The 15,073-nt window shown below is 60.2% G+C and carries 14 protein-coding genes; 7 read left to right on the top strand and 7 right to left on the bottom strand.

Features of this window, described 5'->3' with window-relative positions; genetic code table 11:
- Positions 1-4: 4 nt before the first annotated feature.
- Entirely contained in the window at positions 5-652 is a 648-nt protein-coding gene (locus MLC59_RS11870; RefSeq protein ID WP_248234481.1) for a hypothetical protein, read from the bottom strand.
- 173 nt (positions 653-825) lie between these two features.
- Here MLC59_RS11870 and MLC59_RS11875 point away from each other — a divergent pair, with 173 nt between their 5' ends.
- On the top strand, positions 826-1,593 hold the full coding sequence (locus MLC59_RS11875) for an SDR family NAD(P)-dependent oxidoreductase (protein ID WP_248234482.1): 768 nt from the start codon (positions 826-828) through the stop codon (positions 1,591-1,593).
- 57 nt (positions 1,594-1,650) lie between these two features.
- Positions 1,651-2,646: an XdhC family protein gene (locus MLC59_RS11880; RefSeq protein ID WP_248234483.1), complete on the top strand. Its 996-nt coding sequence runs from the start codon at positions 1,651-1,653 to the stop codon at positions 2,644-2,646.
- Here MLC59_RS11880 and MLC59_RS11885 read toward each other — a convergent pair.
- The 5 genes from MLC59_RS11885 to MLC59_RS11905 all read right to left on the bottom strand — a co-directional run bounded on the left by MLC59_RS11885 (position 2,633) and on the right by MLC59_RS11905 (position 8,442).
- The gene (locus tag MLC59_RS11885; protein ID WP_248234485.1) at positions 2,633-3,196 is read right to left on the bottom strand and encodes a nucleotidyltransferase family protein; all 564 of its coding nucleotides are present in this window, start codon (positions 3,194-3,196) and stop codon (positions 2,633-2,635) included. The two genes, MLC59_RS11880 and MLC59_RS11885, sit on opposite strands and share 14 nt — an antisense overlap.
- Before the next feature lie 71 nt (positions 3,197-3,267).
- On the bottom strand, positions 3,268-5,589 hold the full coding sequence (locus MLC59_RS11890; RefSeq protein ID WP_248234486.1) for a xanthine dehydrogenase family protein molybdopterin-binding subunit: 2,322 nt from the start codon (positions 5,587-5,589) through the stop codon (positions 3,268-3,270).
- The gene (locus tag MLC59_RS11895; protein WP_248234487.1) at positions 5,582-6,088 is read right to left on the bottom strand and encodes a (2Fe-2S)-binding protein; all 507 of its coding nucleotides are present in this window, start codon (positions 6,086-6,088) and stop codon (positions 5,582-5,584) included. Before MLC59_RS11895 ends, MLC59_RS11890 begins: the two co-directional genes overlap by 8 nt.
- Positions 6,089-6,122: 34 nt before the next feature.
- The gene (locus MLC59_RS11900) at positions 6,123-7,412 is read right to left on the bottom strand and encodes a c-type cytochrome (protein ID WP_248234488.1); all 1,290 of its coding nucleotides are present in this window, start codon (positions 7,410-7,412) and stop codon (positions 6,123-6,125) included.
- 208 nt (positions 7,413-7,620) lie between these two features.
- Positions 7,621-8,442 carry a M90 family metallopeptidase gene (locus MLC59_RS11905; protein WP_248234515.1) on the bottom strand — a complete coding sequence of 274 codons (822 nt, stop codon included), beginning with the start codon at positions 8,440-8,442 and terminating at the stop codon, positions 7,621-7,623.
- Positions 8,443-8,538: 96 nt separating this feature from the next.
- Between MLC59_RS11905 and MLC59_RS11910 the strand changes: the two genes are divergently transcribed.
- Complete coding sequence (locus MLC59_RS11910) at positions 8,539-9,093, top strand: DJ-1 family glyoxalase III (RefSeq protein WP_248234489.1); 555 nt, start codon at positions 8,539-8,541, stop codon at positions 9,091-9,093.
- A 155-nt stretch (positions 9,094-9,248) separates the two neighbouring features.
- Positions 9,249-10,628, top strand: a complete 1,380-nt coding sequence (locus MLC59_RS11915; RefSeq protein ID WP_248234490.1) for an NAD-dependent succinate-semialdehyde dehydrogenase — start codon at positions 9,249-9,251, stop codon at positions 10,626-10,628.
- A gap of 58 nt (positions 10,629-10,686) precedes the next feature.
- Here MLC59_RS11915 and MLC59_RS11920 read toward each other — a convergent pair whose 3' ends face one another.
- On the bottom strand, positions 10,687-12,093 hold the full coding sequence (locus MLC59_RS11920) for an amidase (RefSeq protein ID WP_248234491.1): 1,407 nt from the start codon (positions 12,091-12,093) through the stop codon (positions 10,687-10,689).
- Positions 12,094-12,305: 212 nt separating this feature from the next.
- Here MLC59_RS11920 and MLC59_RS11925 point away from each other — a divergent pair, with 212 nt between their 5' ends.
- The 3 genes from MLC59_RS11925 (at position 12,306) to MLC59_RS11935 (ending at position 14,967) form a co-directional block, all read left to right on the top strand.
- Positions 12,306-12,905: an outer membrane beta-barrel protein gene (locus MLC59_RS11925; RefSeq protein ID WP_248234492.1), complete on the top strand. Its 600-nt coding sequence runs from the start codon at positions 12,306-12,308 to the stop codon at positions 12,903-12,905.
- Positions 12,906-13,268: 363 nt separating this feature from the next.
- Entirely contained in the window at positions 13,269-14,048 is a 780-nt protein-coding gene (locus tag MLC59_RS11930) for a type IV toxin-antitoxin system AbiEi family antitoxin domain-containing protein (protein WP_248234493.1), read from the top strand.
- Positions 14,038-14,967 (top strand): nucleotidyl transferase AbiEii/AbiGii toxin family protein, encoded by a 930-nt coding sequence (locus MLC59_RS11935; RefSeq protein ID WP_248234494.1) that lies wholly within the window; start codon positions 14,038-14,040, stop codon positions 14,965-14,967. Before MLC59_RS11930 ends, MLC59_RS11935 begins: the two co-directional genes overlap by 11 nt.
- Positions 14,968-15,073 lie beyond the last annotated feature (106 nt).

The following is a 15,073-nucleotide window of genomic DNA, read 5'->3' on the forward strand; positions in this document are numbered from 1 at the left end:
GGGGTCAGGCCCGGGCATTCAGCCGGAAGGCATAGTCCCGGGCAGCCTCTGCCGCGCTGCCGTCGTTGCTGGCGAAGGTCTTGCGAATACTGTCGTAGCGGTGCACCAGGTCCTGCAGGCCGTTGAACTGCTGGTTATCACTGACCAGGGTGTCCAGCACCGTGTTGCTGGTGCCGTAGGCCTGGTTCAGCTTGAGGGCCGTGTCCACAAAGGCCAGCGTCGGTTCGTTGACGCTGAGGCGCTTGAGGGCGTCCCGGAATTCCGCGCTGTTGTTGAGGTCTTGCTCAATACGCTGGCGGGGTTGTTCGGGCATGCGTCCCTGTACACTCACCTCGCCGGAAGCGGTACGGGCAGCGGCAATCTGTGTGTTGGGTTGCATGCCATACTCGGCAAGCTTGTGCCGCAGGGTTTCCCGCACGTAGGCAATATCCTGCCCGACCTGCTGCCGGTACTCCGCCACGGACAGCCGCCCCGTCTTGCTCCTGGGCTGGCCCCCGGTGAAGGTGAAACGGTCATCATTCTTTCCGCCTGCATCGGCCCCCTGGGGCTTGTCAGCCTTGCCCGTGCTGGCAGGCTGGGTATCCGCATGGCGACGGGTCGCCGCCTGCTGGAACTGGGCGCCCGCATTGATCAGTGATGTCAGCAAAGACATGGGAACTTACCTCCGGACTGAACCGGCTAGAAAATGACACGCTACCCCGGGTTAAGCAGGAACCGCGCCAACACGCCGGCAAACAGGCCGCTTTCAGGCTGGCTTTTTCGCGGTTACCGTGTTTTGCTTTACACGACCCTAATAAAAACAACCCCATAAAAGGCAGTAAGACCATGTCATTGTTCGATTTGAGTGGGAAAGTCAGCCTGGTGACCGGCGCAGGTCGCGGCATCGGGCGCAGCATCGCCCTCGGGCTGGCGGAAGCCGGCAGCCACCTGGTGCTATGCAGTCGCAGCCGCGACGAGCTGGAGGCCGTCGCAAAGGAAGCCGAGACGTTTGGCGTGCGCACACTGGTCGCGCCCTGTGACGTCAGCGACCTCGGCCAGATCTCCGCCACTGTGGATGCCGCCATCGATGAGTTCGGTCAGATTGACGTACTGATCAACAACGCCGGCCTGACCATCAAGAAACCCGCGGAAGAACTCCCCCTGGAAGACTGGCAGACCATCATCAATATCAACCTCACCGGGGTTTTCCTCATGGCCCAGGCGGTGGGTCGGCACATGCTCAGCCAGCGCAGCGGGAGCATCGTCAATATGTCTTCCATTGCCGGCAAGACCGGTCTGACCGGGTCCTCCGCCTATTGCGCGAGCAAGGGCGGGGTAGACATGCTCACCAAAACCCTCGCTGTAGAATGGGCAGAACGGGGCGTCCGGGTAAACGCCCTGGCACCGGCCTATACAGAAACTCCCCTGGTGAAGGCCATCACCGATACGCGGGCGGACTTCGCCGAACGCGTGGCGGCCCGCACCCCCATGAAGCGCATGGCCCGGCCCGAGGAAATGGTGGGTACGGCCATTTTCCTGGCGGCAGAGGCATCGTCCTACATCACCGGTGAAACCATTATGGTGGATGGCGGCTGGACGGCTTTCGGCGCCTGAGCGGATCAGCCACCAGCCGTCCTCTTCATAACAACGGTCAACGTCAGGAACAGTGAGATGATTCACCGTATGAACACCCGCGACTGCCTGTTGCAGGACTTTATGCAGTTCAGGGCCCGGGGGCTCCCGGTCGCCCTGATTACCCTGGTTCGCTCGGAGGGCGGCTCCCCCCGTCCCCTGGGCAGCCAGATGGTGGTGGCTGGCAACGGCGAGTATGTGGGGCACCTTACCGGCGGCTGTGCAGAGACGGTGATCGCGGATGAGGCCGTGGCGGCGCTGGCTGAGGGGCGCAACCGACAACTGCGCCTTGGTGCCGGGTCGCCCTACCTGGATATCCGCCTGCCCTGCGGTGCGACGGTGGACCTCTACATTGACGTTACGGTGGCAGATGGCACAGTTGAAGCCTTGCTCGCCGCCCTGGAGGACAGGCGCAGCGTAGCGCTGGATACGCCGGCCGGGGCAGGGGGTCACGGTGGTCACAGGGTGGTGCATGCCGTTGACGAGCTAGTGCAAGGTGGCCATTTCCGTCGCTGGTACCATCCGGTGCGCCGGCTGCTGGTCTATGGCAAAGGTCCCAATGCCCACACCCTGGCAAGGCTCGGGCAGGCCAGTGATTACCAGGTTACGCTCTACTCCCCGGATCGGGCTACCCGTGTCGCCGGGGAGCAAGCCGGGGTCGACGCCCGGGCACTGGTATCGCCGTCCTCCGTGGCCCTGCCACCGCTGGATGCGCACACCGCCGTGGTACTGATGTTCCACGAACACGACTGGGAGCCGCCCCTGCTGCGCCAGCTGCTGGCCAGCGACGTGTTCTACCTTGGCGCCCTGGGCAGCCGCCGTACCCATCAACAGCGCTGTGACCAGCTTGCCAGCGACGGGTTCGCCGACAGGCTGGAGCGGATTCGGGGGCCGGTCGGGCTGGATATCGGCGCGAGTAACCCGTCGGAGATCGCCATATCCATCCTTGCGGAAATGACGCGGGACTATCGCCGTTTGCAGGTGACAGCACCTTTACTGCAGGCTGGTGAAAAGAGCGTGCTTATCGAAGGCTGACGAACCTGAGATCCTGAGGGGTATCGATATCGTCTTCAACTCCCGCTATAGGAATGCGGCGGGCGTTGATCTGTCTGAGAACCACTCCCGCGCCCTGGTCGCCTTCCAGTTCCGCAATCGCCGGCCACAGCCAGCGGGGCAGGTAGGCGGGCACCCCGGGACGATTACCATAGTCGGCTGCCAGGGGCAGAAGCGGCTGCTCCCGGGCCAGGCTGGCGAAATTCCGGAGATCCCGGCCTGGCACCAGGGGCTGGTCCACCAGCACCACGAACACTCCCTTGCACAAGGTCGGGAGGGACTGCAGGCCGCAGTTCAGCGACGTCGACATTCCCTTCTGCCAATGCGTATTCTGCAACCACACGGTTGGCACACCACGGCTGCGGTAGCGGATAATATTTCCCCCGCAGCCGGTGACGACCCGTACTTCACTGCTCAGCTGACGGGCCTGGTGGATAGCCCGTTCAATCAGCGTCCCCTCGCGCCAGCGAGCCAGGGCCTTGCTGCGGCCAAAGCGTCGGGAGGCGCCGCCAGCGAGCACCAGTGCCGGCATGGTATCCCCGGAACGAAACGCAGCGGCTCCAGGCCGCTGCGTGTTTCCGTCTTGAAGGCCGATCAATGGGCTCAGGCCTTCAGCGCGTTTAATACGGCCTCCGGGGTGATGGGAATCTCCCTCAGGCGCACGCCCACCGCGGCAAAGATCGCGTTGGCAATAGCCGGACCGGTTACCGTAGTGGCGGGCTCACCCAGTCCCACCGCCGTTTCGGTGCTGTCCACGAACTCGATTTCCAGTTCCGGTACATCACCAATACGCATGGGGGTGTAGGTGTTCAGGTTGCGGGCCACGGGCTCACCGTTCTCGAAACGGGTACCCTCGTGCAGCGCCATGGAGGCGCCCCACAGTGCTGCCCCTTCTACCTGTGCCCGGGCGCCATCTGGATGTACCACCGTGCCGGCATCGGTCACCAGTGTCATCTTTTCCAGTTTGACCCGGCCGGTGTTTCTGTCGACATGCACCCGTGCGACGCAGGCGGTCCAGGTGGGCATGTTACGTTCCTGGCCGTAGGTGGTGGCAACCCCGAGGCCAGTGCCCTCAGGCATGTTCTCGCCCCAGCCGGAGATTTCCCGCACCCTGCGCAGCACATTCGCCTGTCGCGAGGCGCCGCCGACTGAATTGGGTGCCTCCCCGGCGTTTCTGCCTTCGGCTTTCAGCAGTGCGAGACGGAAATCGATCGGGTCCTTTCCTGCGTGGTGGGCGGCTTCGTCCATAAAAGATTCGAGGGCGAAGTTTACCCAGCCGGAACCCACTGAACGCAGCCAGCCGGGCCGGAAGGTCGCGTTTGCCAGGTCATTGGAAATGGCCCGAACCCTGTGCGGCCCCACCGAGTACCAGTGGGCTGCGCCCTGGATGGAGAAGGGATCAAATGGTTGGTCGTTGGCGCCTTTGGGCATGAAAAAGGGAGCCATCACTTCGGTAGGCCAGCCTGCCGTGGCGTGGTGCTCCATACCCACCGGGTTGCCCTCTCCGTCGAATGCCATGCGCAGACGCTGGTAGGAGGCGGAACGGGGCGAGTCGAAGCGGGTGTCGTCCTCCCGCGTGAACACCAGTTTGACCGGCTTTCCCAGTTGCTTCGAGGCGAGCGCCGCAGGCACGGCATAGTCACCATTGAGTCGCCGGCCGAACCCCCCACCGAGCATATAGGTGCGCATGACCACCTTGTCTTCCTTTACGCCCAGGGCCTTGGCCAATACCGGGATGATGAGTGACTGCCACTGGTTACCGGTGTGGATTTCCCAGGTGCCGTCTTTCTCGTAGGCCAGGGCGTTCACTGGTTCCATCTGGAAGTGCAGCACCGTATGGGTAATGTAGTCCTGCTGGAAAACGTCACCGGCGCCATCAAAGGCATCATCCACGCCTTCATCCGGGAACATGATGGAGCCCTTGTCAGGTGTTTCGATCAGCTCCACCCCGTGGTCCAGGATGTCCTGTTCGCTGACGTCCGCTGTGTCACCGGCGGACCAGTCGACCCGGATCCGGGCAGCGGCCTGGCTGGCAGCATGGAAGGAGTCGGCAATCACGACAGCCCAGCCGGGCACGGTGCCGGTGGGGTCATCCAGGGTGATGGTCTGTTGGTAGCCCTTGACCGATTGTGCGTCACTGTCATCAATACTGTTGATGGTCGCGCCGTAGCGGGTGGGCGGTATCAAAGGGCGCCCGTACACCATGCCTTCCACCTTCGCGTCCAGCCCGTAACGGCTGGCACCGTCGGTCTTGCCCGGAATATCCAGTGCCTTCGATTCCCGTCCAATCAGTCGGCGTTGGGTGGCGGGTTTGACCGGCATTTGCTTGAGTTCTTCTTCCGTGTAGGTACGGCTCAGGTCGCCCCGCTGGACGATTTCGCCATAGCTGATGGACTGGTTACCAGCAATGACCTCGCTATTGCGGGCCTGGCACTGGTCCGGGCTGACCCCCAGCAGGCGGGCGCCTTCCTCGATCAGGGCCTGCCGACCCGCGGCACCGGCCTGACTCAGGGGAGTAAAATTCTGCCAGACAGACCAGCTGCCGCCGGTCACCATCAGGCCCCATTTGGGATCACTGTCCACGTGGTGGAGTTCGACCTTCGACCAATTTGCTTCCAGCTCATCCGCCACAATACGCGCGAGGGCGGTACCGACGTGTTGGCCCATCTCCGCCTCGGCAATATTCACTACAATGCGTCCGTCCGGGTGGATGTGGTACCAGATGGTCGGCTCGAAGGTGCCTTCGCGAACCACGTCCTCCGGCTGGGCGAAACTCAGGCCGGACCGAAAGAAGGCCAGGGTGAAGCCGGCACCGGCCGCCCCGATCAGGAAGCCCCGGCGGCTGACCGCAAGGCCACCCGTATCTTCGCTGACGTCCTGGCTCGAACCTTCCGGGCGGTTGAGGTAACGATAGAACTTACTCATTGGCTGCCGCTCCTGTGGTTTCGGCCTGGCTGTCGCCGGCGCCGTTCATTTCTGCTGCGGCCATCTTGATAGCCTTGCGGATGCGGACATACGCCATGCAGCGGCAGAGGTTGCCGCCCATGGCCTGATTGATCTGTTCGTCGGTGGGTTCCGGGAAATCTTTCAGCATGGCGGCGGCCTGCATGATTTGCCCGCTCTGGCAGTAGCCGCACTGGGGGGTCTGCGTTTCTACCCAGGCTTTCTGCAGCGGGTGCTGACCATTCGGGTCCAGGCCTTCGATGGTGGTTACGGTGGCCCCGGCAATGTCTTCCACCGGAGTAATACAGGACCGGGTGGCCCGACCGTTGATCAGCACGGTGCAGGCGCCACACATACCGATACCACAACCGTACTTGGTGCCAGTGAGGTCCAGCTCATCCCGCAGGGCCCAGAGCAATGGGGTGTCGCCTTCAAGGTCTACAGTAACGGCCTGACCGTTGAGTTCGAATTCTGTTGCCATGGTGTTCGCTCCGTTTTATCTCTCTCGGCCAGTCTTATTGTTGACGTTGGTTACGGACCTGTTCTTCCAGGTCACTCCAGGCCGGCTGGTCGGTCTGGCTGCTGCGCAGGAAGGCCAGCAGGCTGGCAACTTCACGATCGGTCAGGGCCTCGCCAAAGGCAGGCATCATTGCGCCCGGGATGCCTTCTTCCAGCGAAACCCCCTCCAGTGTTACACGAATCAGGTTGACGGGATCCGGCGCAAACACGGCACTGTTCAGGGCCATGTCCGGACGCAGTGCATTGGGGCTGTCCGGGTCGTTGTAATGGCAGGAGGCACAGGCATAGGCAAAGATGCGCTCACCTTCCCCCATAAGGCTGGAGGGGGTGCGTTTGTTACTGGCTGCATTGATGGCTTCCGCGGCCTGCTGTGCGGCCAGGTCCGCGCCGTCAGACGGGTTAAGACCGGCAAGCCAGGTTGCCAGGCCGCGAATGTCGTCATCCGGTGCCAGGCCAAGCCCCGCGTGCACCACGTCGGCCATGGAGCCTACAGCGACCCCGTGGTGAGGGGACCCGCCGCTGCGCAGGTAGGCATAGGCGTCGTCTTCGCTCCAGGCCACCGGCGACCGGTTACTGCCATTGAGGGCCGGCGCATACCAGTTATTGATGACAGTGCCCTCCCAGGCCTGGCTTTCGTCTTCGGCGCCGAACTGGTTACGGGGGGTATGGCAGGCACTGCAGTGGCCGAGACCCTCAGCGATGTAGGCACCACGGTTCCAGGTGTCGGACTTGCTGCTGTCTGCCTGGTACCGCCCCTCATCGAAGAAGAGGATTTTCCAGCCTGCCTGCAACAGCCGAATATTGAACGGGAACTCCAGGGTATTTTCCGGCGCCTCGGCCTGGATGGGCTCACGGGTCATCATGTAGGCGTAGAGGTCGGCCACATCTCCGTCGGTCATTTTCGTAAAGTGGGTATACGGAAATGCCGGGAACAGGTGGGCTCCAGAGCGGGACACCCCCTCACGCATTGCGCGGGAAAAGGCCTCCTCTGACCATTGGCCAATACCGGTTTCGGGGTCCGGGGTGATGTTGGTGGAATAAATGGTACCGAAAGGTGTGGGCATGGCCAGGCCGCCGGCGTAGGGCTGCTCCTGGTCGGTGGTGTGACAGGTCTGGCAGTTGCCCAGGCCGGCAATGATTTCACCGCGGTCTATCTGCTCCTGGCTGAACTCGCCCTCCGAGGGAGGATCCACGGAATCAATGGATGGCTTCCAGGCTATAACCAGGAAGGCGGCGAGTACTATCACGCCGAGGCCAATCAGGCCCACCAGGATCTTTTTTATCACCGTTGTTCTCCTTTATCGGTCCGGTTCAAGCCAGGGTGTGACCGGGGGTGGCTGTGGGTTTAATAGTGTAGCTATCGCTGGCACATATGCATCAGTGACTGACCATTTGATTTATATCATTGAGCATTCTAGTCAATGGGGGTGGCTGTGAGCCAGTTTTCCGGTGGCTTCGGTCTTCTGGTTTTGCCCCCCGGGCGCTTTTCGGAACTTATTGATAATCCATGGGGTTGATCCGGTAAAAACCGCAAAGGGATTCATACACCCGGGGTTGCTTCCGGTGCAGGTGGTCGGGTTGCTGGAAGAAGGCTTCCGTCAGCACGGCGAAGAATTCCGCAGGCTCGGTTGCGCCGTAAGGGTCAAGCCAGCTTTTGTGGTGGTGTTGCAGGGACTGTTGCAGCTGCTCGTAGGCCTCGCTCATGGTTTCCTGCCAGTTCCGGGCCTGCTCTCCGGACAGTGGCGGGGCACCGTCAGCACTGCCATCCAGGTAATCCAGCTGGTGGGCAAACTCGTGCAGAATGACGTTATGGTCACTGCCGGGGGCCTGGACCGCATGCTCACAGTCGTCCCAGGACAGAACCACCTGGCCGAACGAAGAGGCCTCGCCGGCACGCACCTGGTGCTCCATGTCCACCACCATGCCATTCTGGCGGGGCTGCTTCACATAGTAGGCGCCGGGATAGACCAGGATGCTGCGCACCTCGTCGTAGTCGCTGTAGGAGCGGGCGAGGATCAGCAGGCAGGCGTGGCCGGCAATGGTCAGCCGCACCCGGTCGTCCACCTCGAATCCGTCGCAGCCGTAGAAGTCTTTCTCTGACAGAAACAGTTGCACCCTTCGCTCCAGCTCACGTTTGAGCTGCCCGGGCAGGCGGCGGTACAGGGGCACCTGTGACTTCAGCAGTTTGCGCCAGGCACGGGGAAACGGCCGTTGCAGCTCCCGTTGCCGCTTCCAGCCCCGGTAGAAAAACAGATAGAACACCGCAAACGCAATCGCCGCGATGGCAAACAGAGCAAAGGTGAGGGCGGGGGACATAGGCTCGGGCAGATCCTTGCGTGGCATTGGTAATGCTGTTGCTATAGTACAGTAATGTCACCGCTACAGGTCCAACACGTGTTAACCGGAGGTTCCATGAACAAGACCGCACTGGTACCCATTGCCGACGGCAGTGAAGAGATTGAATCCATCACCATTATTGATGTGCTCCGCCGTGCCAATGTGGAGGTTACCGTGGCCAGCGTGCACGAGCACAAGACCATCACGGCCTCACGTCGCACCCGCATTACCGCCGATGCCCTGCTGCAGGATTGCGTCCACCACGATTACGACCTGATTGCCTTGCCCGGGGGCATGCCCGGCGCACAGAACCTGTCCGACTGTCCCTTGCTGATCGACCGCCTGCGCAAGCAGAGGGATGCCGGCTTCTGGTACGCAGCCATCTGTGCCGCGCCGGCGGTGGCGCTGGCACCCCATGGCCTGCTGGACGGAATCGCGGCGACCGGCCATGCCGGATTCCGCGAAGCGCTGCCGGATCAGTCGCGGGTGAATGAACGGGTTGTGGTCGATCGCAACTGCATCACCAGTCAGGGCCCCGGCTCAGCCCTGGAGTTTGCCCTGGAACTGGTGGCTAACCTGTGTGGCAAAGAGGTGCGGGACCAGGTGGCAGCGCCGATGATGCTGCCTTGACTGGCGGGTAACGGTAACGTCAGCGTCATAATAACATTCGGTAATCTTTGCATCGTTTTACGCAGTGGACTGCTACATTTTCGGGATCACTGCGTACCACTTTCCGCGACGTCAAAAAGACGCAACTCCTCTTCTCCACCTATGGAGGCACGCCGATGTCTGATACCTATCAAACCGTCAATCCGGCAACTGACGAAGTACTCGAAACCTATCAGCTGATGTCCTCCGACGAGGCCTCAAAGGTTGTCGAGCAAAGCCACGAAGCGTTCAAAACCTGGCGCAAAACCAGCTTTGACCAGCGGGCAGAGGCCTTCCGCCAGGCTGCAAAGCTGATCCGTGAGCGTAAGGACGATTATGCAGCGCTGATGACCCGGGAAATGGGAAAAACCCTCGCCCAGGGCAAGCAGGAGTGCGACCTGTGCGCCGCGATTTGTGAATACACCGCAGAGCAGGGCCCGAAAGAGCTGGCTGACCAGGAGCGGGAGCTGAACGGTGGCCGTGCCCTGGTGACCTTCCAGCCGGAAGGGGTGATTTACGGTATCCAGCCATGGAACTTCCCGCTGTACCAGGTCATTCGCTACAGCGCAGCCAATCTGATTGCCGGCAACACCGTTCTGCTCAAGCACGCTCCCAACGTATGGGGCATGGCCCTGGAGGTAGAGAAGCTCTACCGTGATGCCGGTTTCCCCGAGAATGCCTTCCGTACCCTGTTGATCGACCACGATGTCTCCAATGATGTCATCGAGAATCCGCTGGTTCGTGGTGTCACCCTGACTGGCAGCCCCAACGCCGGTCGCGCCGTGGCCCAACGGGCCGCGAAGGTGCTCAAGAAAACCGTACTGGAGCTGGGCAGTAACGATGCCTACCTGATCCTGGCGGATGCGGACCTGAAGAAAGCCGTGCAGTACTGCGTGCAGGGTCGGGTCTACAATACTGGCCAGACCTGTGTGGCGGCCAAGCGGTTCATTGTTGAAGACGCCATTTACGACCAGTTCCGGGATGCGTACCTGGAGCAGATGAAGCAGATCACCTTTGGTGACCCCACCCAGAAAGAAACCGTGATGGGACCCATGGCCCGGAAAGACCTGCGTGACGGCCTGCACGAGCAGGTCCGCAAGTCCGTCGACAACGGCGCGACCTGTCTGTTGGGCGGCGAGATTCCGGAAGGCAAGGGCTGCTTCTACCCGGCTACGGTGCTGGAAAACGTTGCGCCGGGCCAGCCGGCCTACGATGAAGAGCTGTTCGGTCCGGTGGCCTCACTGATCCGGGTGAAAGATGCCGAAGAAGCCATGAAGGTGGCGAACGATTCCCCTTATGGTCTCGGTGGCGGCATCTTCAGTCAGAACGAAGCCCGCGCCATCGAAATGGCCAGGGAAGAGTTCGATACCGGCATGGTGAACATCAATGGCTACAACCTGGCCCAGCCCAACCTGCCGTTTGGCGGGGTGAAGGAAAGTGGTTATGGTCGGGAGCATGGCGGCTTTGGCATGCATGAGTTTGTGAACGTCAAGGCTGTGATGATTACCGAGTCCTGATAGGGCTCCCGTGCCGGCGCCCCTGCGTGGGGTGCCGGCCACCTCTTTATGCCTGGTTTCAGGTCAGTTCAGGATGTTTCCTGTGCCAGTCTGTGACCTGTTGGAAGGCATGGCCGGCTCGCACCAGCAACGCTTCGTCCAGGTGTCGTCCCACCAGTTGAAACCCAACAGGAAGGCCCTCCTCGGTAAAGCCTCCGGGCAGTGTAATGGTGGGGCTTCCGGACATATTGTAGGGCGCTGTATAACGCAATGACTCGTTCATGGTTTGCGGATCCCGCAGCAGCTGGTCGTACTGTGCAATGGTAGGATTGCTGAACGGATGCACCGGTACCAGCAGCAAATCGAATGTCTCGAAGAGCTTGCGAAGGTCCCCCGCGAACTCAAGCCTGGCATGATGCATTTTCATCAGGTCAGTGGCCCCCAGGCGCCGCCCGGCCTCGATCAGCCCTGCAAGCGCCGGCCCGTATTCGTCCTTGCGTGATGGGTAGGTCGCCTCGTGGGCGATTGCGGTTTCTGTCGCGCAGTACCGCCCCCAGTTTTTCTTCATGGCAGCCGCCGTGGGCGGCACAGAATATTCATGGAATGTCGCCCCCAGGTCGGTCAGAACCCGTCTGACTTCGTCGATCACTCTCAATGTCGCAGCATCACAGATTCCATCCATATCGGCAGGGGCAATGCCGATTTTCAGGTCTCGGACGCCTCCTGCAACACTCGCCAGGTAATCCGGAACCGACGCCGGGAGACTTGTCGGGTCAAGGGGATCCTCACCAGCCATGGTGCCCAGCATGGCACCGGCATCTTCAGCTGAGCGGGTCATGGGGCCGATATGATCCAGGGAGTCGGCCAGGGGTAGCACGCCATGCCGGCTGACCCGGCCCCAGGTTGGTTTTAGTCCGGTCAACCCGGTGGCACCGGAAGGGTAGCGGATGGAACCGCCGGTATCCGTACCAATGGCGCCATAGCAAAGCCCCGCAGCAGTGGCGACGCCTGAACCGCTGGAAGACACCCCCGACCAGTACGCCTCACCCCATGGGTTCAGGGGCGCGGGGATGTCCGGGTGGTGGGCACCGAAGGCGCCTTCGGTCATCTGCAGCTTGCCAAGCATCACGGCGCCGGCGTCGGTCAGGCGGCGCACGACCGTGGCGTCTTCGGCCGGTATATAGTCACTGAACACTTTCGTGCCCCAGGTGGTGCGAATCCCTGCCGTCTTGCAAAGGTCCTTCAGACCCACGGGAATGCCGTGCATCGGCCCCCGGAACACGCCCCTGACCATTTCCTGCTCCGCCTGCCGGGCCTGCCCGAGTGCCATTTCTGCCGTTACCGTAACGAAGCTGCGCAAGCGTGGGTCGAGCCGTTCGATGCGCTCCAGCATCAACCCCGTGATCTCGACGGGAGAGACCTCCCGGGACTGGTAGGCGCGTGACAGCTCAGTGATCGTGGCGAATTCAGGGTTGTCCAGGGGCATTGTCTGACCTTCTGCTTGTGGGATTGGTGTTCCGAATACAGGAAAAGTACTGCCCAGGCCGGAGAAAAGCGAATGTAAACGTTCGTTAAACCGGCTTGAAGGTTGCTAACCATCTGCAGATACTCGCCCGCCCAGTCAGCCGCTGCGGACATTGCGCGTTCTCGGTAAGTGGGCTGATTCTCTGTTGTTTAAGCTATGAAAAGGAAGGGTACATGAAAACCAGAAACCTGTTATTCGCCGCAGCGACGCTGACTTCTTTCGCCAGCTACGGCCAGGCGGCCGAGAGCGGGTATTTCGGGCTGAGCCTTGGGGAAGCCGAGGTTACAGATCTGTGTGAGAGCAACTACGACTGTGATGACAAGGCAATGACCGGCCGCATCTATGGCGGCGTTCAGTTCAATGGCTTTGCCGGCGTTGAGTTTGGGTACCGCTACATAGATGAGGTTAGCGCCTCGCTGTATGAGTATGATTCCGGCTGGGGTTATTCCTATGGCGCGGAAATCACCGGGCACTTCGTGGATACAACCGCCCTGTTCAGTCTTCCGGAAACCGGCCCCGTGCAAGTGGTTGCCAAGGCTGGCGTCATGCTGTGGCTGCTTGATTACGATTTCGAGGTCAATAGCAGCTACTACAACGAAACAATTTCAGAAAACGAGAGCGGCCTCGGCCTGCGTACCGGTCTCGGAGCCCGCTTTAACCTGAGTGACAGCTTCAGCTTGCGGGCCGACTGGGACTACCTGGTCAATGCAGGTGACGACCTTATGGATAGCGACATCCACATATTCAGCGCGGGGCCTGAGATCCGCTTCTGATGGCGCTATAAGGCACACCCGGGCCCGTGGCGTTTTGCCAACGGCCCCGGGTAGCTTCCCTTGCCGCTATCGCTTCGTAATTGCAAACATTAACAAAAACAACTTGATAGCTGGCGGAATTTTACATTCTGCCCCTTCACCTTTCCTGTTAACTCCCGCATCATCAAACCATAAATAAAATGTAAGTTTTCAAACGCGACAGTGGATGTCGGGCCAGCTTCTTACCATCCTGCCAGATACGCCGCTTCAACTTCAGATAAACCTCCGAAGAATCAGCGCCTGGTTCGCTTGCCGCTGGTCCTTGAAACGACACTCCGTGCGGTTTATCTTGGTTGCACAATCAGTCCAAAAGAGACTTTTTTTGTGAAGAATATAAACAAGGTTCTTCGGGAGTGGCCTTACGGCACGGCATTGCCCCTGTCCTGGCTTAATGAGCAGGGCTTGTCCGGACGTGATGCAGCCAAGCATGCCCAACGAGGAAACCTTCTCCGTTTGGGCAGTGGTGCTTATGCACGCCCGGGCGACGTTTTGACCTGGGAGGGCGGGGTGTATGGCTTGCAGTATAGAGAAGCGCCCCCCGAGCTTTCCTTTTGGCCTGGTGGTGAAACAGCATTAAGCTTGGCGGGATACTCGCATTATCTGATGCTGGGGCGAGAAAGACTATGTCTGTATGGACAGCCACGGTTACGGCTCAGCAAATGGTTTACGGATACTGATTGGGGTGTGCAGCTTGAGGTTGGCAGGGCCACGCTGTTTACGAGCAATCAGGATCGGCAATTCGATACGCATACACCAGCAGGGCGCGATTTTCAGATTTATATCTCAAGTCCGGAGATGGCGGTACTGGAGTGGCTGTTCAGCGTATCGGATGAACTACTCTTCAGTGATGGGATTGTCGATACCTTCGGCGGTTTGACCAGTCTGCGGCCACGGCGCTTGCAGGTGCTATTGCAGGCCTGCACATCGATTCGGACCAAGCGAGCGTTTCTTTTGCTGGCACGTCATTTCAAGCACGGCTGGTACTCGCGGCTGGATATCCCGGCAATCGAGTTGGGCCGGGGCAAGCGCCAACTGGTAAAGAACGGGGTGCTGGACCGGGAGTATCAAGTTACCGTGCCGCCGAGGTTTGCCAATGCCAATTGATGCCCGCTACCGCGAACAAGTACAGCTGCTGGTGCAGATACTGCCCCTGGTGGCGGCGGAAGGTGTTTTTGCTCTCAAGGGTGGCACAGCGATCAATTTGTTCGTTCGTGATATGCCGCGCTTATCGGTGGATATCGACTTGGCTTTTTTGCCTGCAGGGGAGCGCGAGAAAGATTTGGCGAATTGCAAGGCTGCGCTTGCCCGCATAGCGACCAATATCCGCGAGCGGCTGGGTGTGAGTGCAGAGCTACAGAGTAATCGCGCTGATGAGTTGCGCGTGATTGTGCGCAGCGCCAAGAGTCAGGTAAAAATCGAGGTTTCTCCGGTTTTGAGGGGTACCTTGCATCCTGCCGAAATTCTCGATGTGGCTGAAGCTGTGGAAGATGCATTTGGTTTTGCTTCGGTACCGGTAGTTTCTTTGCCCGATCTCTATGGTGGCAAGATTTGCGCAGCACTTGATCGTCAGCACCCGCGGGATTGGTTTGACGTGATGCAGATGCTGGATGCGGGTGATTTCACTCGAGATGTGTTTCTGGGGTTTCTGGTCTACCTGCTGGGCCACCCACGGCCCTTGAGTGAGGTACTGGCCCCGCGCTGGAAGCCGCTTGAGGGCCAGTATCAGCAGGAGTTTGTAGGTATGTTACGGGAAGATTTGCCATTGGAAAGCCTTGAGCAGACCCGGCAAAGGCTGATAGCAGAGCTTGCCGTACACATGAACGCACAGGACGTTGAATTTCTGCTGTCTTTCAAAGCTGGCCAGCCCAATTGGGAGTTACTGCCCCTGGTCGGCGTGGCGGACTTGCCTGCTGTCCGCTGGAAGCTGAAGAATATAGCCAGAATGCCAGTTAAAAAGCACATTGAAGCAGTCGAACGGCTCAGGTCGGTATTGAATAACTTGTTAACAAAAGGCACCCCATGATCCCCGGTTTGTTGGCCACGGAAGTTTCAGCAGCCCTGCGCGAATTCATCGTTACCGGTTATTAAACCGAGTTTCCGCTCCATACCCACCAGGAGCGGGCCCTGGT

Origin of the sequence: Marinobacter bryozoorum, from assembly GCF_023156245.1 — a bacterium.
Classification (GTDB): Bacteria; Pseudomonadota; Gammaproteobacteria; order Pseudomonadales; family Oleiphilaceae; genus Marinobacter; species Marinobacter bryozoorum.

What these genes read in the sequence shown, in the direction of transcription:
- MLC59_RS11870 (WP_248234481.1), bottom strand. Translation starts at nt 652, where the DNA reads ATGTCTTTGCTGACATCACTGATCAATGCGGGCGCCCAGTTCCAGCAG.
- MLC59_RS11875 (WP_248234482.1), top strand. Translation starts at nt 826, where the DNA reads ATGTCATTGTTCGATTTGAGTGGGAAAGTCAGCCTGGTGACCGGCGCA.
- MLC59_RS11880 (WP_248234483.1), top strand. Translation starts at nt 1,651, where the DNA reads ATGATTCACCGTATGAACACCCGCGACTGCCTGTTGCAGGACTTTATG.
- MLC59_RS11885 (WP_248234485.1), bottom strand. Translation starts at nt 3,196, where the DNA reads ATGCCGGCACTGGTGCTCGCTGGCGGCGCCTCCCGACGCTTTGGCCGC.
- MLC59_RS11890 (WP_248234486.1), bottom strand. Translation starts at nt 5,589, where the DNA reads ATGAGTAAGTTCTATCGTTACCTCAACCGCCCGGAAGGTTCGAGCCAG.
- MLC59_RS11895 (WP_248234487.1), bottom strand. Translation starts at nt 6,088, where the DNA reads ATGGCAACAGAATTCGAACTCAACGGTCAGGCCGTTACTGTAGACCTT.
- MLC59_RS11905 (WP_248234515.1), bottom strand. Translation starts at nt 8,442, where the DNA reads ATGTCCCCCGCCCTCACCTTTGCTCTGTTTGCCATCGCGGCGATTGCG.
- MLC59_RS11910 (WP_248234489.1), top strand. Translation starts at nt 8,539, where the DNA reads ATGAACAAGACCGCACTGGTACCCATTGCCGACGGCAGTGAAGAGATT.
- MLC59_RS11915 (WP_248234490.1), top strand. Translation starts at nt 9,249, where the DNA reads ATGTCTGATACCTATCAAACCGTCAATCCGGCAACTGACGAAGTACTC.
- MLC59_RS11920 (WP_248234491.1), bottom strand. Translation starts at nt 12,093, where the DNA reads ATGCCCCTGGACAACCCTGAATTCGCCACGATCACTGAGCTGTCACGC.
- MLC59_RS11925 (WP_248234492.1), top strand. Translation starts at nt 12,306, where the DNA reads ATGAAAACCAGAAACCTGTTATTCGCCGCAGCGACGCTGACTTCTTTC.
- MLC59_RS11935 (WP_248234494.1), top strand. Translation starts at nt 14,038, where the DNA reads ATGCCAATTGATGCCCGCTACCGCGAACAAGTACAGCTGCTGGTGCAG.